Source organism: Bacteroidales bacterium (assembly GCA_016709865.1).
In the GTDB taxonomy this organism is placed as follows: Bacteria; Bacteroidota; Bacteroidia; order Bacteroidales; family VadinHA17; genus LD21.
Map to the genome: position 1 here is coordinate 132,780 of JADJLX010000002.1, position 18,886 is coordinate 151,665.

Annotated in this window: 20 protein-coding genes; 9 read left to right on the forward strand and 11 right to left on the reverse strand. The window is 40.5% G+C overall.

Annotated elements, in window-relative coordinates:
* Window positions 1–152 precede the first annotated feature (152 nt).
* Together IPJ16_02565 and IPJ16_02570 are read right to left on the reverse strand one after the other, a co-directional pair.
* Window positions 153–572: a hypothetical protein gene (locus IPJ16_02565; protein MBK7626080.1), complete on the reverse strand. Its 420-nt coding sequence runs from the start codon at window positions 570–572 to the stop codon at window positions 153–155.
* 83 nt (window positions 573–655) lie between these two features.
* Window positions 656–1,111, reverse strand: coding sequence for a cold shock domain-containing protein (locus IPJ16_02570; protein MBK7626081.1), 456 nt, complete (start codon window positions 1,109–1,111; stop codon window positions 656–658).
* 265 nt (window positions 1,112–1,376) lie between these two features.
* Here IPJ16_02570 and IPJ16_02575 point away from each other — a divergent pair, with 265 nt between their 5' ends.
* Window positions 1,377–2,378, forward strand: coding sequence for a fatty acid desaturase (locus IPJ16_02575; protein ID MBK7626082.1), 1,002 nt, complete (start codon window positions 1,377–1,379; stop codon window positions 2,376–2,378).
* A 12-nt stretch (window positions 2,379–2,390) separates the two neighbouring features.
* Here IPJ16_02575 and IPJ16_02580 read toward each other — a convergent pair whose 3' ends face one another.
* From IPJ16_02580 to IPJ16_02595, 4 genes are all read right to left on the reverse strand, one after another.
* Window positions 2,391–2,783 carry a DUF2177 family protein gene (locus tag IPJ16_02580; GenBank protein MBK7626083.1) on the reverse strand — a complete coding sequence of 131 codons (393 nt, stop codon included), beginning with the start codon at window positions 2,781–2,783 and terminating at the stop codon, window positions 2,391–2,393.
* A 100-nt stretch (window positions 2,784–2,883) separates the two neighbouring features.
* On the reverse strand, window positions 2,884–3,423 hold the full coding sequence (locus IPJ16_02585) for a hypothetical protein (protein ID MBK7626084.1): 540 nt from the start codon (window positions 3,421–3,423) through the stop codon (window positions 2,884–2,886).
* Window positions 3,424–3,623: 200 nt separating this feature from the next.
* A complete protein-coding gene (locus IPJ16_02590; protein MBK7626085.1) occupies window positions 3,624–4,139 on the reverse strand; it encodes a hypothetical protein in 516 nt (171 codons plus the stop codon).
* A gap of 116 nt (window positions 4,140–4,255) precedes the next feature.
* Window positions 4,256–4,696 carry a hypothetical protein gene (locus IPJ16_02595; GenBank protein ID MBK7626086.1) on the reverse strand — a complete coding sequence of 147 codons (441 nt, stop codon included), beginning with the start codon at window positions 4,694–4,696 and terminating at the stop codon, window positions 4,256–4,258.
* 165 nt (window positions 4,697–4,861) lie between these two features.
* On the opposite strand from IPJ16_02595, the gene IPJ16_02600 reads away from it, so the two are divergent.
* From IPJ16_02600 to IPJ16_02620, 5 genes are all read left to right on the forward strand, one after another.
* A complete protein-coding gene (locus tag IPJ16_02600) occupies window positions 4,862–7,024 on the forward strand; it encodes a beta-galactosidase (protein ID MBK7626087.1) in 2,163 nt (720 codons plus the stop codon).
* Between the two features lie 26 nt (window positions 7,025–7,050).
* Window positions 7,051–8,337 (forward strand): mandelate racemase/muconate lactonizing enzyme family protein, encoded by a 1,287-nt coding sequence (locus tag IPJ16_02605; protein MBK7626088.1) that lies wholly within the window; start codon window positions 7,051–7,053, stop codon window positions 8,335–8,337.
* Between the two features lie 75 nt (window positions 8,338–8,412).
* Window positions 8,413–9,375 carry a hypothetical protein gene (locus IPJ16_02610; GenBank protein MBK7626089.1) on the forward strand — a complete coding sequence of 321 codons (963 nt, stop codon included), beginning with the start codon at window positions 8,413–8,415 and terminating at the stop codon, window positions 9,373–9,375.
* Between the two features lie 147 nt (window positions 9,376–9,522).
* On the forward strand, window positions 9,523–10,440 hold the full coding sequence (locus tag IPJ16_02615; GenBank protein MBK7626090.1) for a sugar phosphate isomerase/epimerase: 918 nt from the start codon (window positions 9,523–9,525) through the stop codon (window positions 10,438–10,440).
* Window positions 10,441–10,536: 96 nt separating this feature from the next.
* Window positions 10,537–11,136, forward strand: a complete 600-nt coding sequence (locus IPJ16_02620; GenBank protein MBK7626091.1) for a DUF1080 domain-containing protein — start codon at window positions 10,537–10,539, stop codon at window positions 11,134–11,136.
* 9 nt (window positions 11,137–11,145) lie between these two features.
* On the opposite strand, the gene IPJ16_02625 is transcribed toward IPJ16_02620, so the two are convergent.
* Complete coding sequence (locus IPJ16_02625) at window positions 11,146–12,108, reverse strand: hypothetical protein (GenBank protein MBK7626092.1); 963 nt, start codon at window positions 12,106–12,108, stop codon at window positions 11,146–11,148.
* A gap of 103 nt (window positions 12,109–12,211) precedes the next feature.
* Between IPJ16_02625 and IPJ16_02630 the strand changes: the two genes are divergently transcribed.
* From IPJ16_02630 to IPJ16_02640, 3 genes are all read left to right on the forward strand, one after another.
* Window positions 12,212–13,087 carry a sugar phosphate isomerase/epimerase gene (locus IPJ16_02630; protein MBK7626093.1) on the forward strand — a complete coding sequence of 292 codons (876 nt, stop codon included), beginning with the start codon at window positions 12,212–12,214 and terminating at the stop codon, window positions 13,085–13,087.
* A gap of 169 nt (window positions 13,088–13,256) precedes the next feature.
* On the forward strand, window positions 13,257–13,754 hold the full coding sequence (locus IPJ16_02635) for a hypothetical protein (GenBank protein MBK7626094.1): 498 nt from the start codon (window positions 13,257–13,259) through the stop codon (window positions 13,752–13,754).
* 64 nt (window positions 13,755–13,818) lie between these two features.
* A complete protein-coding gene (locus IPJ16_02640) occupies window positions 13,819–14,364 on the forward strand; it encodes a PepSY-associated TM helix domain-containing protein (GenBank protein ID MBK7626095.1) in 546 nt (181 codons plus the stop codon).
* Between the two features lie 153 nt (window positions 14,365–14,517).
* On the opposite strand, the gene IPJ16_02645 is transcribed toward IPJ16_02640, so the two are convergent.
* From IPJ16_02645 to IPJ16_02660, 4 genes are read right to left on the reverse strand one after another with little or no spacing between them, the layout of a single operon-like run.
* Window positions 14,518–16,671: a xanthine dehydrogenase family protein molybdopterin-binding subunit gene (locus IPJ16_02645; protein ID MBK7626096.1), complete on the reverse strand. Its 2,154-nt coding sequence runs from the start codon at window positions 16,669–16,671 to the stop codon at window positions 14,518–14,520.
* Between the two features lie 2 nt (window positions 16,672–16,673).
* Entirely contained in the window at window positions 16,674–17,150 is a 477-nt protein-coding gene (locus tag IPJ16_02650; protein ID MBK7626097.1) for a (2Fe-2S)-binding protein, read from the reverse strand.
* Window positions 17,151–17,152: 2 nt separating this feature from the next.
* Window positions 17,153–17,746: a nucleotidyltransferase family protein gene (locus IPJ16_02655; GenBank protein MBK7626098.1), complete on the reverse strand. Its 594-nt coding sequence runs from the start codon at window positions 17,744–17,746 to the stop codon at window positions 17,153–17,155.
* Between the two features lie 7 nt (window positions 17,747–17,753).
* A complete protein-coding gene (locus tag IPJ16_02660; protein ID MBK7626099.1) occupies window positions 17,754–18,848 on the reverse strand; it encodes an XdhC family protein in 1,095 nt (364 codons plus the stop codon).
* Window positions 18,849–18,886: the final 38 nt, after the last annotated feature.

Consider the following 18,886-nt stretch of genomic DNA (forward strand, 5'->3'; position numbering starts at 1 on the left):
CAAAATTATGCTATAAGACAATACCGGAAAAGGATAATCCAACGGATGGCAGGATTGACCAAACGGATGGTAAAAAAAAGGGAATATCCTGTTAAACGGAGTAGCGAGAAACGAGTAAATTGTGAGGAAAGAGGTGTAGAGGGTAATACGTTTTACAGGTATTTCTTCACCTTTTTCCAGTACTGAATAGTCTTTTTACCGGAACCGTTCCAGTTCTTTGCAATCTTCTCAAAATTATAGGGACCAATTTCTGAAGCGTAGTATAAGAATACTTTTTCAGAAGTTTGATAATCGTACATATCAGCCGGTTCATAACTTTCTCCGGTTCTTTCATTGTAATCCTGTACCCTTATGGGTCTGATCTGAAAATAACCAACTGCTTCCTCCTCGGGATTATAGGCAAGTGTATCGAATTTTGTTTCTACCATACCAATTGCGGTGATAAGTTTCCGGAATGGCTCGTATGGTTGTGAGGCGAAGATTACAATGGCATTGCTGCTTGGTGCAAATACTTTAAAACTGACTGTTAATAAAATAACAACAGTCAGTATCCTTCTAAGAATTAAAGACATAATGGTAATAAAATATATGGGAAAATTGTTCAATCATTACCCTAGTAACGATTGATCATTGAAATTGTTTAAAGATGGAACTGCTAATCTTTGAACAACTTAACATTTAAAGCTGTCGCTCCCTTAGGGCCTTTTCCAATCTCAAATGTCACAACATTGTTTTCCTTGATTTTATCAAGAAGGTTATTTGCATGAACAAATACACTCTGTTTGTTATCCATGTCGCGGATAAATCCGAATCCTTTGGAATCGTTAAAGAAGGTTACAACTCCTTTTCTTATATAATCAGGCTTATCGGATGGGTCACTCTTTGTATTTCCGAGTTCAATGCTGCTCGGATCAATAACAATTTTTTTATTGGGATCGGGTGGAGTTGATGTAATCATACCATTTTCATCAACATATGCTATCATGTCGTCGAAGCTGCCTTTTTTTCCAGACTCTTTTCTGATCAGACGCTTCTTCTCTTTTTCTTTTCTCTTTTTCTCTTTTTTATTCTTAACCTCTTTTTTGTTGAATGTCTCCTGCGATCTTCCCATAAATTAAATTTGGTTCGTTATTTATCCTGCAATATGCATTAATTGCTCAAAGGTACTCATAAATTTCCGGTTATGCTATTTTATGAAGAGACAGCAGCTTAAACATTTCGGTAAGAATTTTGTTTTATAATTAATAATGGGTTTTACATATCAACTTCCTGCTTTCAAAAATCCCCGGGACTTGACATTTGATGCTCAATATTGTAACTTTGCATTCTGATTTTCAAAGAATTGCACAAATGCATCCGATTTATAAACAGAAATAATGGAAAAAACCGAAAATATAAATAATAGCAGCAAACCCGACTGGATGACTATTATATCAAGGTATAACAAACCCAATGCTCTCAAAAGCTGGTGGCAGGTAGTCAATTCAATGGGACCATATATAATACTATGGATATTAATGATCAAATCTATTGAAATATCTTACTGGCTTACTCTTCTGCTTTCTGTTTTTGCTGCGGGTTTCATGGTAAGGATATTCATAATTTTTCACGACTGCGGGCATGGATCATTCTTCAAATCAAAAGTGCTCAACAGGATTGTTGGAATAATCACAGGCCTCATTGTCTTCACACCATATAATAAATGGCATCACGAGCATAAGATTCATCATCAGACAGTCGGGAATCTTGACAAACGGGGAGTGGGTGATGTTATGACACTTACAGTTGATGAGTATCAGAAGCTATCAAAGTGGAAGAAGCTTTATTACCGGATCTACCGTAACCCGGTAGTTCTTTTCGGAATTGCACCGATAATTATTTTTACAATTGCTCAGAGGTTTCCAAAAAAAAATATGAACTTAACCGAGAAACTTTACGTTCATTTATCAAGCCTAGCTCTGGCAGCAGCTGTAGTCGCTCTCATTTTTCTTATTGGCTGGAAGACTTTTCTTCTTGTCCAGATTCCGATCCTGTATATAGCAACTGCGCACGGAGTATGGCTATTTTACGTACAGCATCAGTTCAGAGATGTTTTATGGTCTAAGGCTGAGAACTGGGATTACATGAACACAGCATTAAAGGGCAGTTCTATGTTTAAACTTCCTTTTCTTCTGAACTGGTTCACCGGAAATATAGGATATCATCATATCCACCATCTGAGTCCAATGATCCCGAATTATAATCTGAAAAAATGTCACAGGGAAAATGCAATATTTCAGCAGGTAAAGCCAATTACATTCTGGAGTGCATTTGAATCGGCACTTTTAAAGCTGTATGATGAAAAGAGCGGCAGGCTGGTAAAATTCAGCGAAATTTAAATTACCCTCTTCCTACCCTATTCTGATTGCAATGAGATAGGTTACCACGGAAACTGATGCTGACAACACCATTCCCCAGATCAGGTCTACTATTGTGACTATTATCGGCCAGTCCTTAAGAGTGGCCAGGTTTGTAAGATCGTATGTGGAATAGGTTATCAGTCCGAAGAATGCCCCGAATAATAAAGCATTCAGCCATGACTGTTTTTCGACAGCAGGTGAAATAACGAAAGTTACAAGACCAGTAATAAACAAAAGGTAAAATATTATCGCCGGTACCCACCCTACGTCAGGTCGCATCAGGAAACCAAGATGCTGACTATAGAATTTTTTGGCAACTAATCCGAGCCATAGCATGTCGATGGCGAAAAATACAGGCAGTGCAATAAAAAAGAGCTTTATCATATAAAAAATATTGATCTGTACTAAGTTATGTTTATTCTTTCGAAGAAACAGCCGTACAGATCAATAAGTTCAATTAACAAACAAGTATTTTAAACAGATCCTATTTTGCAGGAGCGGTTACTGCAGCAGGTGCAGCCGCAGGCTTAACCTGTTTTGATTCAATAAATTTCTTCTGTTCTTCGGTAAGCAAACTTTCCATGGCCTTTTTGTGAGCATCGCGCAGGCTCTGCATTTTAGCAGTTACCTCTTCACGGAGTTTTTTCATCTCCTCCTGCTGTTTTACCTGCAGATCGGCCATATCTTTTTTCTGCTTCTCGGTTACATTCGGAAGGCTTTCATTAATAAGTCTACCCGGACCCACTGGTCCGCGGCCATTCCTGAAATTATATCCGGCGCCTCGTCCCATTCCTGCCATCGGACCCATTCCCATACCATGACGCATTCCATTCATTTGCCTCTGATCATTAAACTGTCCCCGCGGGGTCATTCGTCCCGGAGCCAAATCAGGTCTGAATTCTCTTGTTCTTACTGAGTCGGTACGCATACCATTTCCTCTCATTCCTCTCTGTGCATTAAGTGTTCCGCCAAATGCTAACAGGATCATCAGTAGAAGTCCTGTCATTTTTACTGTTGTTTTCATAATTATCGTTTTTTAATTTGTTTATTTTCAACTAAGCCGGAGAAGAAGTTGTACACCATCCTGATCCGTCTGTTTAATCAATAGACAATCATAAATCAGGTTATATTCTTAAAAAGAAAACATTAACAGTAGATTAACACAGGAGAAAAAAAGAAGGCCCCAAAATGGAGCCTCTTTGAAAAAATCCAGAATCTCAAAAGCTATTTTTTATCATAAACTCTTTTGGTTGTGACTTCAGCACCATCCATACCTGGTCTGGTCGATGTAACTGTAAGAGTTTTAGCATCGGTAAGTGTCCATACCTCGGTAGTTTTCATTTCCCGGTCGCCGAAAGTACTTACTGTAACTATCGTAAGGGCTTTACCATCAGCTGACCATGTTGCAGTTGATTTGCTTTCGCCTCTCTGTGTTGTGTTTACAGTTTCTTTTCCGTCAAGGGTATACTTGGTTGTTGTTGTAGTTGCGGTACCATCCTGTCCGGTTCTTGTTCTTGTAACAGAAAGGAGATTAGCATCCTGAGTAGCTGTGAAGTCGCCGCCACCCATTCTCATGCCGCCACCACCCTGGCCACCAGCAGGAGCCGGAGTACTTTTCTCTGCATTTGCAACCCAGCTGCCGGCGAAATTAGCTTTGCCAGCCTGTGCATTAATCATTACAGGCGCGATAAGAGCCAGAACGATTGTAATTGATAGGAATCTCATAAAACTTTTTTTCATATTAGAAGAATTTAAGTGAGTTGATTTTGTATATGACAACTAATCTACTGAAAATATTCCCGCAAAATTGAAAAAAAACACCAAAATGTTCTTAAACATTTTTCAGGCTATTTATACTAAAAATCAACTCTTACCGGAAGCACTGCTGAGATATTGCCAACTGCAATCCAGTCATCTGTATTCGGGAATGAAGACTTATCTATCCGCAGAGGCTTAACAGGCTTAATATCGGTAAGACCAATAAGGACAAGATACCTTTTTCCGGCTATCTGTTCAAATTGTTTATCGGGCAACTGAAGCCTGTCCTGGTGATTAATTATTGTCTCATATGACTCTTCAACACTTAGCTTTTCAGTATTAAGCACGGAAGATACAACACCACTTGCCTTAATTTCACCCTCTCCGTTATTATTTACAAAATAGAGTACGTCACCTTCATTTACCCTTCCATAAGGTAATTTCCGTCCGCTGGCTCCTCTGATAATCATTGATTTATTGCCCTTTACAAGATTCTCAAGTTCCCGGGACCTCCAATCGAGGTAAACAACATGATCCATTCTGCATTAGTTTTAGGTTAGTCATCTATAAAGACGGTAATATTTTACAAATGTTACATAAATTAATACAAATATTTAGTTAACAGAGTGTTAACGTATTGTTAATGATTCCGGATAGTTGGCAAAAGATATTTTGACTATCTTTTATGACTTAAATAAAGAGAAATGAACAGAAGGAATTTCATTAAATCCACCTCGGCAGCTACTGGAGCATATCTTCTTACAGATCCTTCAGCATTCGGAATTTTTGGACTTCAACAGGAGGCTGAATGGTTCAATAAACCAATGAGATGGGCTCAACTTACATTAGTAGAAAATGATCCCGGGAAATTTGATCCCGACTTCTGGCTAAGTTACTTTAAAAAGATCCATGCTGACGGGGCCACCCTCAGTGCCGGGGGTGTGGTGGCATACTATCCTACAAATATTCCACTGCATCACAGAAGCAACTGGCTGGGAGAAAGCGATCCTTTCGGATACCTTGTTGAAGGAAGCAGAAAGATGAAAATGTCAATTATTGCCAGGACTGATCCGCACGCTGCACGGCAGGATGTGTTTGATGCTCATCCCGACTGGATTGCAGTTACTGCGAATGGTGAAAAGAGACGTCACTGGGCTAATAAGGAATTATGGGTGACATGCGCTCTTGGACCCTACAATTTTGAGTTTATGAGCCAGGTCCATAAGGAGATCATGGAACGATATAAGCCGGATGGCATTTTCTCGAATCGCTGGGCCGGACATGGTATATGTTATTGTGAACATTGCCGTAGAAATTTCAAAGAATATTCAGGGCTTGAATTGCCTGAAAGTAATGACAGGTTCGACAAGACTTATCAGAAATATATTGAATGGAGCACGGGCAGGTTAAAAGAGCTATGGTTGTTATGGGATGGGATCATCAGAAAGGAAAAAGCCGAATCGAGGTTTATTCCTAACGGATTCCCCGACAAAGTTATTACCGGACAATTATCTGACATAGTCTTTACAGACCACCAGGCAAGAAGCGGCTCAACTCTGCCATGGTCAAACGGAAAAGTTGCCAAGGAGTTACGAGCCTCAATAGGAATGAAACCACTTGGTGGAATTTTCAGTGTCGGTGTCGAGGAACAGTACAGATGGAAAGATTCGGTACAAACGGAGGCGGAGATAAGAGTCTGGGTAGCTGAGGGTACGGCAAATGGAATGCATCCGTGGTTCACCAAGTTTTCAGGAGTATTATACGATAAACGATGGCTTGATATTGTTGATAAGATTTATCAGGTGCATTACAGAAATGAAAGTTATCTCAGAAATACTTCACCTATGGCGCGGGTTGGAATGGTATTTAAAGAACAGAATCCAAATTATGGCAGCGAAACCTGGCAACAAAGAAATGGCGATCATGCTTCAGGTATGTATCATGCACTAATAGAGGACCGTATGCCTTTTGAAATGGTAAATGACAGGCTTCTGGATGAAGAACATTTAAAACAGTTCCGGCTTCTTATACTTCCGAATATTGCTACTCTTTCGAAAGAGCAATGTGACCAGATAAGAAAATTTGTAATCGCAGGAGGAAGTATCCTGGCAACTTTCGAAACATCTCTTTATGATGAGGAAGGTAGAAGAAGGATGGATTTCGGACTGGCAGATCTGTTCGGAGTTTCTTATGATAAAGGTGTTGAAGGACCAATGCAAAACAGTTATCTGCGTTTGAAGAAGGATAGTTCATCAGGTCAGTTTCATCCGGTACTAAAGGACCTTGAGGAAGCATACCGTATCATTAATACAGTTAATATGGTAAAGGTTATTCCAAGAGCCACATTCCCCGATCCTGTAACTCATATACCAACTTATCCTGATCTTCCGATGGAAGATGTTTATCCGAGAATCCCCGAGACAAATACACGTGGTCTCTTCCTTCGCGAAACCAATAAAGGACGCATAGCTTATTTCCCCGGAGATATTGACAGAACCTTCTGGCAGATAATGAGCGCTGATCATGGTAAACTTCTCCGAAATACCATCAGATGGGCCCTCAAAGAAGAACCAATTATTGAGGTAAAAGGGCCGGGAGTACTTGATGTTACACTATGGAGACAGCAGAACTCAATGACTGTACACTTGGTAAACCTGACAAATCCGATGATGATGAAAGGACCTTTCAGAGAATTGATTCCGGTTGGCGCAGATATAAGTATAAACATTCCTCAAAATACTAAAGTCACAGCAGTTAAACTCCTTGTTGGCGAAAGACCGGCATCATATGTAATAAAAGATAACAGGATTGAACTTAATGTTGGTCATATCCTTGACCATGAGATAATAGGAATAGATCTTGAATAATAAACCTTAAAAAACCTGAAAATATTATGGGAACAAACCGCAGAAAATTTATTAAGACTTCAATAGCCGGAGGCATTGCAGCAACGATTCCTCTTAATTCATCCGGCTTTTCTTCTGAACAGGTATCGGAAAAAATTAAGAGCAATTATACAAAACTCGATGAGGTATTAAAGAGACCTGTTTTCAAAAGGGAGTTCTATTCCAATCCGGTAATTATTGAAAAACTGGAGTTGCTCAGATATAAAAACAGTTTCCTGTGCAGGGTCAGGTCTAAAGACGGAGCTGAGGGCATATCGGTAGGACATAGCGGCCAGTTAAGGTCGTTATACCCGATTTTTACCAATCTGTTGCAACCATTTTTTATAAATAAGGATGCTCGCGATCTTGATCTTCTTATTGAAAAAGTTTATATCTACCAGCTTAATTTCAGACTGTCGGGAATGGCTCTGGGTGTACCGCTTGCCACTATTGAGTTTGCAATACTTGATATGATGGGAAGAATTGCAAATAAGCCTTTGGGAAAACTAATCGGAGATATTCATAATCCGGCTGTTGCTGTATACCAGGCTACTGAATACCGAGAAAAACCGGTAGCAGAATCAATGGAACTGATAAAAAGAGATGTAGCAGAATATAATGCAAAGGCTCTCAAGATCAAAGTCGGGGGGCTTATGTTCGGTACTGCAGATATTAATGCCGTTGGTCCTCCCGGAAGGACTGAAACGATTATTCCGCTTGTCAGGAAAACATTTGGTGATGATATGGTTTTATATGGAGATTCGAATGGATTCTATTCAGTTGAGGAGGCCATAAGAGTTGGAAGACTACTCGAGGATTACAATTTTCAGTTTTTTGAAGAACCGGTCCATTTCGACTGGTATGAGGAAACCAAACAGGTAGCCGATGCCCTCAGTATTCCTGTTGCCGGAGGAGAACAGGAATATAGTTTGCATGGCTTCCGCTGGTTAATCGCAAATGATGGTCTTCAGATAGTACAGCCTGATTATTTCTATTTCGGAGGAATGATCAGGGCAATGAAGGTTGCGATGATGGCAAACGCTTTTGGCAAACCATGTACTCCTCATATGACCGGTGGAGATCTGGGATTCCTTTATATGATTCATTTTGTATCAGCACTTCCCAATGCCCTGCCCTACCACGAATTCAAGGGATTTAAAACGGATATTGTTTACGAATGCAAAACATCGCCGCTTAAAAGTGTAAATGGCGTTGTAAAAGTCCCGACCGGACCAGGGTCAGGAGTTGATATTGATCCGGATTATTCAGGAAAATTTCAGGTTATAACCAGTTAAAAGAAAGATTTTTTTCTAACGTTTAATTGGCGTAAATTTGATTAGTTCTTTCTCAACAGACTAAAATTTACTGCCATGAAAAAGGTATTTTCTTTAATAACTATTCAGGCTTTAGTGATTTTGTCACTTCAGGCACAACCTGTTACAGAGTACAGTTACAAATTTGACAATGGGATAACTGTCAAGACTGAAAGATGCTGGAACCAGGTATGGGTTCAGCAGAGCTATGCCGCAATGAATGCTGCCGACAAGACAGCGTTGAATGTTGATATCAGGACACTGGGAGATCTTATTTCCGGATCTTCCTTCAAACTTTTCAGCGGAAACAAGGAAGTAAAAACCCAGGGAGCAGCCTCTGGTACATACGATTTGAAACTGACTTTCAAATTATCAGCAAAACCCGGGACACTCGGTTTTGTTGTCAAGAATGTCATTATTAAACCGAATACAAAGACAACAGTATCAATAACTCTGTATGATTATCAGATCACAGTAACAGAGTCACCGGCACCGCAGGCAGGTCTGGCATCCTACGAATCAGTTGTTAACAGATGCAAAACAAATACTATCCAGGATATTTATTTCGGAGTACCCACATTTTATTTACCGGGCAAACACGATGCATCAATTAATCCTGATAAAATTGCAGAGAAAACTAAAGGGAGTATAAAACCAAATACCTATGATGTACTTGTTTCGGTAGGTATTTCCGGACAAACACATAAGATCTGGCTTGAGAATTTTAAGATGCAGCCCGATATTAAGTACCTGATAACAACAAATCTTAACGCCGGTGGAATAACCTATGCAGGCCCTCTCGACGTAAAAGGGATGCATCTCTATCCGGCAGGAACTGCTGCCCGCCAGACAGGCAATCCGGCTCCGAACAAATCAGCTGAGACAATAAGTTATGAGAAGGCAAAGATCACTAATTGCTGTTCACCAGGCACATATGATGTACTACTGAACCTGGGAAACAAGTATGAGTGGAGAAAAAATGTCGCTATAACAACTGGTGCAAAGGCTGAGGTTAAATAAAAAAAACCTGTGGATTAATTTATAATTCTAATTCAGGAAAGAAGATTCCTGTAATCAGTTTTTTAAGTGTTTTTAAGAAATCATTAATGCCGTTTTTAATTAAATTGCGGTAATAATTTCATTTGATAATTTCAAACTGATAATATGATTACACTTGGAATTCAAAGCGCCATTCTTGGAGATCTTTCTTTCGATGAGCTTATAGATTTCGCATCTGATAACGGATTTGCCTGTGTGGAACTAATGTGCTGGCCTAAAGGACAAGCCAACCGAAAATATGCCGGTGTCACACATATCGATGTTGCAGCCCTCGACGATAATGAAATAAGCAGAATCAATAAAAAACTGAGGGAGAGAAATGTATTTATTTCAGGATTGGGTTACTATCCTAATCCCCTTGATCCTGATAAGGAAAAATCAGATTTCTATATCGATCATATTAAGAAGGTTATAGATGCATCTGCCCGTCTTGAAGTTGGCATAATGAATACGTTTATAGGTGCCGACTCCTCAAAACATGATGACGACAATTTCGCGAAGTTCATGGAGTTATGGCCCGCTATTATAAGGTATGCTGAAGAAAAAAATGTTAAAATAGGAATCGAGAACTGTCCGATGTTCTTTACCAGGGATGAATGGCCATCAGGAAATAACCTTGCCCACTCCCCTGCTCTCTGGAGAAGAATGTTTGAGGCTATTCCCTCGAAAAATTTCGGATTGAATTACGACCCGTCACATCTGATATGGCAAATGATGGATTATGTAAAACCCATTTTTGAATTCAGGGACAGGATTTTTCATGTACATATAAAAGATGCCAGGGTGCTGTGGGAAAAGATCAATGAAGTCGGTATTCTGACAACACCACTAAACCTCCACACTCCAAAGATTCCCGGACTTGGAGATATCAACTGGGGAAAATTCTTTTCGGCACTTTACGAAGTCGGGTATAAAGGAAGTGCCTGTATTGAGGTGGAAGATAAATCATTTGAAGGTTCCCTGGAAAACAGAAAAACAGCACTCCTCCAGAGCCGTAACTACCTCCGCCAGTTCTTAACGAAATAATATAATGACTCCAAATTTGTCCCCCTCTCAGGGGGACCACAGGGGGTTCAAAACACAGATAACCCAATAACCCAATAACCCAATAACCAATAACTTATGAAAAAACTAATCCTATCCTTAACTGTTTTAATTCTTCTCGCCAGCTTCTCCGCTCCTCAGAAGAAAGAATCTCTTTTTAATGGCAAAGATCTTACAGGCTGGAAGATCTACGGAACTGAAAAATGGTATGTGGAAAACGGTCTTCTTGTTTGTGAGAGCGGTCCGGATAAAAAATACGGATACCTGGCAACTGAAAAGTTTTACAAAAACTTTGATATAACTGTTGAGTTCCTTCAGGAAGCCAACGGTAACAGCGGACTCTTCTTCCGTTCAACAATTGAAGGAACAAAAATTTCAGGGTGGCAGTGCGAAGTGGCTCCTAAGGGAAAAGATACCGGTGGCATCTATGAATCATATGGCCGTGGATGGCTGAAACAGATTGAGGATGAGAAAGAAAACATACTTAAACCCGGCAAATGGAATAAACTACGTCTGCGCGTTGAAGGCGACAAGGTACAGACATGGCTTAACGGGAAACCGATGGTTGATTTCTCCGATGAAAAGATAGGTAAGGCAAATGGTTCTATTGCCCTCCAGATTCACGATGGCGGCGGGATTAAAGTAAAATGGAGAAAACTGATAATTCAGGAGTTGTAAAATCCTGAATTATTCCGGAAGAGTATAGAATTCATATTTTATAGTCCACTCAACTGATTTTCCCGGTTCTGCCTTGATTTTAATATAAGGTTCAGGACATAATGTTGTTGCGCAGTTCCAGTAATTGAGTTTCTGGAAAGGCTGGTCGCATGTTATTCTTACACCGGCTCCTGTTTTGCGGTTTTCAATCCTGATATCATAATCCTTTGCATCAGGTCCGTAACCTTTTATATCACCGCAGAATACTGTTTCTCCGTCATTTACAATTCTCAGAAATTGAATTGTGTTTTCTTTTAATTCTGCAAGGACACCAACACCCTGACCTGTTCCTGAAAGATTAAACGGAAACTTAATAATGAAATCCGGGCCAATTGGCTGATTATCGATTACAAAGAAATTGTGATCGTAGACACTTGTTTCAATTGTTTTTGTTCCTGTGTTCTTAAGTATGTGATGAAGGACCAGTTCAGGTTTGCCTTTGGTAAGACTAACGGTTTTTTCATATTTATAGGAATACACCTTGTCTTTTAAATCATGTTTAAAAACGATGTTATCAGATTTCTTCTTTACGCTCCACTTACCGGCATTTACAACAGTGTATAGCCGGCTGAAAGTATATGGTTTATCATCCGGTTTGTTAAGTACACCTACTCCAATTTTTACAAAATTATCCCCGGGTTTGGTCTCTGCATAATCAAGAGCAACAAACTCTTCAACCGGGCCCATAATAACATCATGTATCTCGGGACTGTATTTTGAGAACCACTGTCCAAAATAGCTGTGTCCGTTATATTCAAGAACAGGCATATTACCCGACCAGTCAAATCTGGTACTCCGGTAATAGCCATTCTCTGCATCAGGCAGATAAAATTTTGCTTTGATAATCCCGTTAGATATGTCTGCCTGCGGGATTTGGGCCAATGATATCGCACTGAATGCCAGTGCAGATATTAACAGATATGTCTTCTTCATGACATAAAAATACAGGTAAAAAAATTGATTTTCAAGCGGGATTGCAATAATCATGACATTTATGTAAATTTGGTTAATTAGTCAGGCTATAAAAATTAATCATATGAAAAAAATATCAAGAAGAGAATTCCTGGGCAAAAGCGCTATCGGAATAGGATCCGCTGTTCTGGCATCACAAATCCCTCTGGATTCATACAGTAACAGCATACCCAAAGCAGTAAATCTGCCTCTCGGATTTCAGGTCTGGACAGTAAAGGACAAACTTGTCAAAGACTTTCCCGGGACATTAAAAGAGATAGCCGCTCTTGGTTATAAAACCGTAGAGATGTGTTCGCCTCCAGGATATGAGAGTTCCGGATTTGGTCCGCTGATGAAACTGACAGCCAAAGAGATGAAGAAGATAATCAACGATGCCGGACTCGGCTTTGAAAGCACTCATTATGGGATGACAGAACTAAGAAAAAATCTGGATGAAAGGATCGCATTTGCAGCCGAATCAGGGCAGAAACAAATGATACTATCAAGTTTCGGACTTCCGCGGACTGCAACAATGAGTGACTGGATGAAGGCAGCTGATGAACTCAACACCATTGGAATGAAGACTAAAAAATCCGGAATTCAGACGGGATTTCACAATCATCACGGAGAATTTGAAAAAATCGATGATACGCTGATTTACGACGCTTTACTTAAACAGTTTGATCCTGATTACGTTAAGATGCAATTTCAGGTTGCTGTTATAAGTATCGGGTATAAAGCTTCGGATTACTTTAATAAATACCCGGGACGGTTTATCTCAGCGCATCTGGCTGACTATTCACCAACTGAAAAGAAAAATGTAACTCTCGGAAAAGGGATTGTAGACTGGAAGGAGTTTTTTTCATCACTAAAAAAAGGAGGAGTGAAAAACATCTTTGTTGAGATGGATATAGATACTTTTAAAGACAGTGCTACGTTCATAAATACCGGACTAATCTGAAATTGACAAATATTTTGAAAGATGGATCAGATTAATAATCCGTCATAATTACCAATCAATTAAGAGTTAAGGATTAGTTAAAATTGATATAAGTCATTGATAACTGAATAAATTTTCGGATATTGCAGCTCCAAAATTTAAAATAAAACCTAACTAAACAAAGACAATTATGATCAGACGTATTTTTTCATTCGTAGTTATTGCTGCAATACTTTCATCATGTGGTAATACAAGTAATAAGGAAACTGCAAAAGCCGAAAATTCAGATGCGGTAAAAGTTGAATTTGCATCACTTGTTGAAAATCCTGATAATTTCGTTGGTAAAAATATTGTTGTTGAAGGTAAAGTTGTTCATGTATGCACCGAGAGCGGCAAAAAACTGTTTATTGTTGGCGAAAATCCCGATGTAAGATTATTCATTGCTGCAGGTGAAAACATGCCGAAATTCCCGTTGGAACTTCTTGGTAGCGAAGTCACAGTTGAAGGTACAATTACCAAAGTCGGCGGCGCACCAGAAATGGCTGCAGGAGAAAAACATGCTGCAATGATGGCTGAAGGTACAGCTAAACCGATGGCTGCTGATACCTGCGAAACAGAAACTGCTCTTGCAAAACAGTCTTCACTTGCAAACATAATCATGGACTATAAAAGTCATTCTGTTAAATAATTTATCTTTTCGAAATATGAGAAGGTCAGTGAACAGCTGACCTTTTTTTTAATATCTGAATTTAATGAATCTGTCAAAACTGAACCGGGTCACCCACCGTGATATAGGATATCTTATTGCCGGACTAACAATTATATATGCTATTTCCGGAATAGCGCTTAACCATAAGAATAACTGGAATCCAAACTATATCTTCGATAATCGGGAATTCACAACTTCGGTTCCTGTTGACAGACAATCATTTAATGACGAAACCGCTTTGAAGATCATTGAGAGTATCGGCAATGACATTGAGTATAAAGCATTTCATTTCCCAACAGGCAACAAGGTTACAATCTTCATAGATGGTGGTTTCATCCAGGTAAAAACAACAGGGGAAGGAGTTATTGAGAAGATCAGTAAAAGACCAATTTTCTACCAGCTGAACTTCCTGCATTATAATCCGGGCAGGTGGTGGAAATACTTCAGTGATATTTTCTGTCTTGCCCTTATCACAGTTACAATAACCGGACTGTTTATTGTAAAAGGCAAAAACGGAATAACAAAAAGGGGAGCGATCCTGACTATAATCGGAATCATCCTTCCCCTTCTCTTCCTGTTAATTTATTAACATTAAACTAGTACTCAATTATTCATTTTTTACCACGGAGACACAGAGAGCATGGAGGTACACGGAGTCTCTTCCTCTTCCTCTCCCATTCTCCCCTTCTCCCCCTCTCTATCTTCTTCCTTTGCACTTTTGCGCCATTACGCCGTTATGTCGTTACGCCTTCTTCAACGCCTCAAGTACCCGGGCTGGCGTCATTGGCATTCTGTAAAGCCTAGCACCTGTGGCATCAAATATTGCACTTGCAATTACGGCACCGACCGATACTATTGCAGGCTCACCGCCACCCTGAGGGGCTTTGTCTTTCCTGTCGAGTATAACCGTATCGATCTTTGGCAACCAGGAGAACTTTGGTATTTCATATGTATCAAATCCGCGGTCAATAATCTTTCCTCCCTCAAAGAACAACTCCTCGGTGAAAGTATATCCAAGGGCCATCATTATACATCCCTCCATCTGAATTGTTGCACCCTGTGGATTCACACATAAGCCCATATCCTGTGAACAGGCTATCCTGACAACGGTAACCTTACCTGTTGCCTTATCAACCTTAACCTCAGCCATATGGGCAACCCATGTCCCTGCATCAGTACCACAGGCTACACCTATACCCCTGCCGCTGGGCGATTTACCCGGTACATATCCGAATTTATCAGCTACAGACTTCAGACAAGCGATCATCTTCTCATCCTTGAGGTTTTTCAACCGGAATTCCAGTGGGTCAATTCCTGCTGCAGAGGCCATAATATCTATTTGCACTTCCCTGGCGAAGGTATTTGTGTTGGCATTTGGTGCACGCCACGGACCAGTGCTAAACGGATGAACAGGTGGTGCCTCTCTGTTACGGCTGTAGTCGGTTGTCTTATTATTCGGAACATCATATATCGTTTCTGACCCCCTTGTCCCGGCATAATAGACATGATAATCCCATAGTTTTATCATGCCCTCTTTATCAATGCCCGACTTGATCTTTATTACAGCCGCTGAGTGAAAATTATCATAGAAGAACTCCTCATCGCGGGTCCACATAACCATAACTGGTTTGCCAGATAATTTTGCCAGTTTAGCAGCTTCATTTCCCTGCTGATATGCACTTTTTCCGCCAAAACCACCTCCGACAAAAGGCACTATAACCCGCACTTTATCAAGTGGCAATCCAAGGTCCCTTGAGATAGAGTCCTGCAAAGGATAAGGAGTCTGCGTTGCAGCCCACACTGTCATTTTCCCATTCTCAAACTGTGCGAGAGCGGTATGCGTTTCCATCGGAGCATGAGCAAGATACGGATCGTGATATTCCGATTCAAAAACTTTTTCTGATTGCTGACGTCCGGCTTCAAGATCTCCTTTTGATCGTACAACATTAGCTCTTGAATCAGCTTTGAGCATCCATTCAAATACAGTCTTGTCATTTACAGGCATCTCATTAAATGAATACTCAGCCTTTATAGTTGCCAGGGCAGCATCAGCTTTCTCACGGTTCTCATGAAGAACAGCAACCAGATCACCATCCCTGATGACTTTAACGCCCGGCAATTTCTCAGCCGCTGAGTAATCAACTGAAGTCAGTTTGGCACCATGTGAAGGCGGACGGAGTATCCTCGCATAAACCATACCGGGAAGTTTCAAATCACCTGTATATTTTGCAGCTCCTGTAACTTTCAGGCTGGCATCACTGTGCTTATATGATTTCCCTACATAATAGAATTTTGTATAGTCTTCCGGTGTCGGTTTTACATCGAGAAACTTTTCAATCCGTTTACCTTTAGCCAGTTGAGAATAACTTACAGTGTTTTTAGGATTCTTTGTATCAATTATAATTCCATCTTTTGCTTCAAGCTGAGCTACGGGCACTCCCAGCTGGACTGATGCCAGATCAAGAAGAACAGCTTTCGCTTCCGCTGCTGCAGCCCTCATTGCCGGACCAAAAGCCCTTGTAGTAAGTGATCCCCAGGTACCTCCGTCCCATGGACAGAGATCAGTATCTCCCATAACCATTTTTACTTTTTCAAGCGGGACATTCAGTTCATCAGCCATCATTTGAGGAAGTGATGTAATTATCCCCTGACCCATTTCGATCTTACCTGTGAAACATGTTACTGTTCCATCTTCTGCTATTGACAAAAATGAATTGTAGTCTTTAGGAAGGCTGCGAGCCTGATCTCCTGGAAGTGCTATCAGATCCAATGCGCCCCACGGACGGAAAAATATTATGATACCGCTTCCCAGCAGTTTAAAGAAATCGCGTCTTGGCATCCCGCTGCGCTTCGTTGATGAAGTCTTATTGTTTGCTTTTTTAACATCTTTTTTCATGATCACTTCCCTCCTTTCATTTCTTTGGAAGCTGTTTTAACAGCCTCAACAATTCTAACATGAGCTCCGCAACGGCACAAGTTGTCCTCCATTCCTGCCTTGATCTGTTCGGTGGTAGGATTTGGATTTTTTAAGAGCAGCCCGGTTGCATTCATTATCATACCCGGAGTACAGAAACCGCATTGAAGTGCATCGTGTTCAACAAATGCCTTCTGAACAGGATGTAATTTCCCTTTTTCGGCAAGGCCCTCAATGGTAACCACTTTTTTGCCTGCAACCTCACCAACAGTTACCTGGCACGATCTTAACGGTTCATTGTCGATAAGAACGGTACACGATCCGCAGAATCCCATTCCGCAGCCAAACTTAGTCCCGGTAAGACCGAAATGATCGCGAAGCACCCACAGAAGTGTCTGTGAAGGATCAAGCATCGCTTCAGTCTTTTTCCCGTTTAACTGAAAAGTAATTTTCTGTTCCATAGTTACAATATTTGATTTATTTCCTTTTTATATTCTTCGTAAGTATCAAAATCCCTGAGTATTGACAGATCATCAGTCTCTACCTCAAGTACATCATCTGAATAAAGATAAGCAAGTGATCTCAGTCCTTCATGATCATCAAGCAGTGCAATTTTTTCCAGATACATTTTGCTTATTAAAAGCGGATGGCCACGTTTCTTATTACAGACAGGCATTACCAGGCCTTTACCTGTTGAACGGTAAGCGCCAATCACCATGTTTGTAACTTTGGGAGATATGAAAGGCTGGTCACCCTGAAATACCAGCACTGCATCACAATCCCCGGGTGTAGTTTCCACCCCGCATCGTACGGATGAAAGCATTCCCTTCTTATAATGTTCATTATAACAATAACTTACACTCATTTTATTTACCAGTTTGAGAAGCTTATCCTTTTCCGCTCCCAAAACCACCACTATCTGATTTACATCTGATGATTTAACATTTTCAATGACCTTCTCAAGCATGCTCTTCCCGTTGAAATCAAGAAGCATCTTCGGAAAGCCCATCCTCTTCGATTCACCTGCTGCCAGTATTATTGCCCGGATCGTTCCCATTTTAGAATTAAGATATTTCGGATTTCGGATTGCGGATTGCGGATTGACTATTCCTGACAAGCACAAGCTGAGCCGCTATACTAACCGCTATCTCCTCAACTGTCTGCGATTTTATATCTATCCCAACCGGCGCATAAATTGAATCCCATTGCTCCTTTGTTGCCCAACCCTGCTCAATAAAATGAGTTCGCATGGCTGCAATTTTCTTCCTGCTTCCAATCATGCCGGTATAAGCCACATCTGTTCCGATGCAGGGTTTCAGGGCTTCAGCATCATCTTTATGTCCGCGTGTGACTATAACGATATATGTATCATCACCTTTCTTAATATTTTGTACTGCCCTACCAATGTCACCTACTATAATAGTCCTGGCATCAGGAAGATTTTCAGCATTTGCAAACTCCTGACGATCATCAATAACTGTAACATCAAAATCAAGTCTGCTGCCGAGATGCGAAAGAGCCTTCCCTATATGTCCGGCACCTGCAATAATAAGCTTTGGCAAAGGGAATACTGGCTCCAGATAAAAGACAGAAGCCGGCTCTTCTCCGGGAATACTTATCTCAAGTTGCCTGTAGTCTGAAGGATTCTTAGAATTAACAAGTTCGATAACTACAGGTGAAATCTTTTCCAGAAAGGGCTGAGGTATTTCAGGAGAATTTGTACTGCTCATCCAGTAACGGTTTATCAGTACACTCTTCTCATTATACATGGTCACCATGGTTATCAGAACACCGGGAATTCTTTCTTCAAGAGACTTCTTTATCTGCCCGAAAACCGAAACAGAATTATTGAGATTAGCATCAATCAAAACACTTATCTGACCGCCGCAAATAGCATCTTCTTTATTTGATATATCGTTAGCAAGGTTAAAAAGGAAGAGGCCAGACTCCTTTGATTTGAGTGCTTCAACAGCCAGTTTTTGCACTTTACCTTCAACAATCCCTCCTCCAATGGTACCCGTAACAATGCCATTCATGCTGAACAGTGCAGAACTTCCGGGTTTCTGAGGAGTAGACCCGCTCGTTGATGTAACAGTGGCCAATGCCAAAGGTGATTTTCCGGATTGATAATCAAGAATCTGAATGTAAATGTTTTTCATATTCTCCGGACAGTTAGTAGTTATATTTCAGCCTGAAA

What these genes read in the sequence shown, in the direction of transcription:
- IPJ16_02565 (MBK7626080.1), bottom strand. Translation starts at nt 572, where the DNA reads ATGTCTTTAATTCTTAGAAGGATACTGACTGTTGTTATTTTATTAACA.
- IPJ16_02570 (MBK7626081.1), bottom strand. Translation starts at nt 1,111, where the DNA reads ATGGGAAGATCGCAGGAGACATTCAACAAAAAAGAGGTTAAGAATAAA.
- IPJ16_02575 (MBK7626082.1), top strand. Translation starts at nt 1,377, where the DNA reads ATGGAAAAAACCGAAAATATAAATAATAGCAGCAAACCCGACTGGATG.
- IPJ16_02580 (MBK7626083.1), bottom strand. Translation starts at nt 2,783, where the DNA reads ATGATAAAGCTCTTTTTTATTGCACTGCCTGTATTTTTCGCCATCGAC.
- IPJ16_02585 (MBK7626084.1), bottom strand. Translation starts at nt 3,423, where the DNA reads ATGAAAACAACAGTAAAAATGACAGGACTTCTACTGATGATCCTGTTA.
- IPJ16_02590 (MBK7626085.1), bottom strand. Translation starts at nt 4,139, where the DNA reads ATGAAAAAAAGTTTTATGAGATTCCTATCAATTACAATCGTTCTGGCT.
- IPJ16_02595 (MBK7626086.1), bottom strand. Translation starts at nt 4,696, where the DNA reads ATGGATCATGTTGTTTACCTCGATTGGAGGTCCCGGGAACTTGAGAAT.
- IPJ16_02600 (MBK7626087.1), top strand. Translation starts at nt 4,862, where the DNA reads ATGAACAGAAGGAATTTCATTAAATCCACCTCGGCAGCTACTGGAGCA.
- IPJ16_02605 (MBK7626088.1), top strand. Translation starts at nt 7,051, where the DNA reads ATGGGAACAAACCGCAGAAAATTTATTAAGACTTCAATAGCCGGAGGC.
- IPJ16_02610 (MBK7626089.1), top strand. Translation starts at nt 8,413, where the DNA reads ATGAAAAAGGTATTTTCTTTAATAACTATTCAGGCTTTAGTGATTTTG.
- IPJ16_02620 (MBK7626091.1), top strand. Translation starts at nt 10,537, where the DNA reads ATGAAAAAACTAATCCTATCCTTAACTGTTTTAATTCTTCTCGCCAGC.
- IPJ16_02625 (MBK7626092.1), bottom strand. Translation starts at nt 12,108, where the DNA reads ATGAAGAAGACATATCTGTTAATATCTGCACTGGCATTCAGTGCGATA.
- IPJ16_02630 (MBK7626093.1), top strand. Translation starts at nt 12,212, where the DNA reads ATGAAAAAAATATCAAGAAGAGAATTCCTGGGCAAAAGCGCTATCGGA.
- IPJ16_02635 (MBK7626094.1), top strand. Translation starts at nt 13,257, where the DNA reads ATGATCAGACGTATTTTTTCATTCGTAGTTATTGCTGCAATACTTTCA.
- IPJ16_02640 (MBK7626095.1), top strand. Translation starts at nt 13,819, where the DNA reads ATGAATCTGTCAAAACTGAACCGGGTCACCCACCGTGATATAGGATAT.
- IPJ16_02645 (MBK7626096.1), bottom strand. Translation starts at nt 16,671, where the DNA reads ATGAAAAAAGATGTTAAAAAAGCAAACAATAAGACTTCATCAACGAAG.
- IPJ16_02650 (MBK7626097.1), bottom strand. Translation starts at nt 17,150, where the DNA reads ATGGAACAGAAAATTACTTTTCAGTTAAACGGGAAAAAGACTGAAGCG.
- IPJ16_02655 (MBK7626098.1), bottom strand. Translation starts at nt 17,746, where the DNA reads ATGGGAACGATCCGGGCAATAATACTGGCAGCAGGTGAATCGAAGAGG.
- IPJ16_02660 (MBK7626099.1), bottom strand. Translation starts at nt 18,848, where the DNA reads ATGAAAAACATTTACATTCAGATTCTTGATTATCAATCCGGAAAATCA.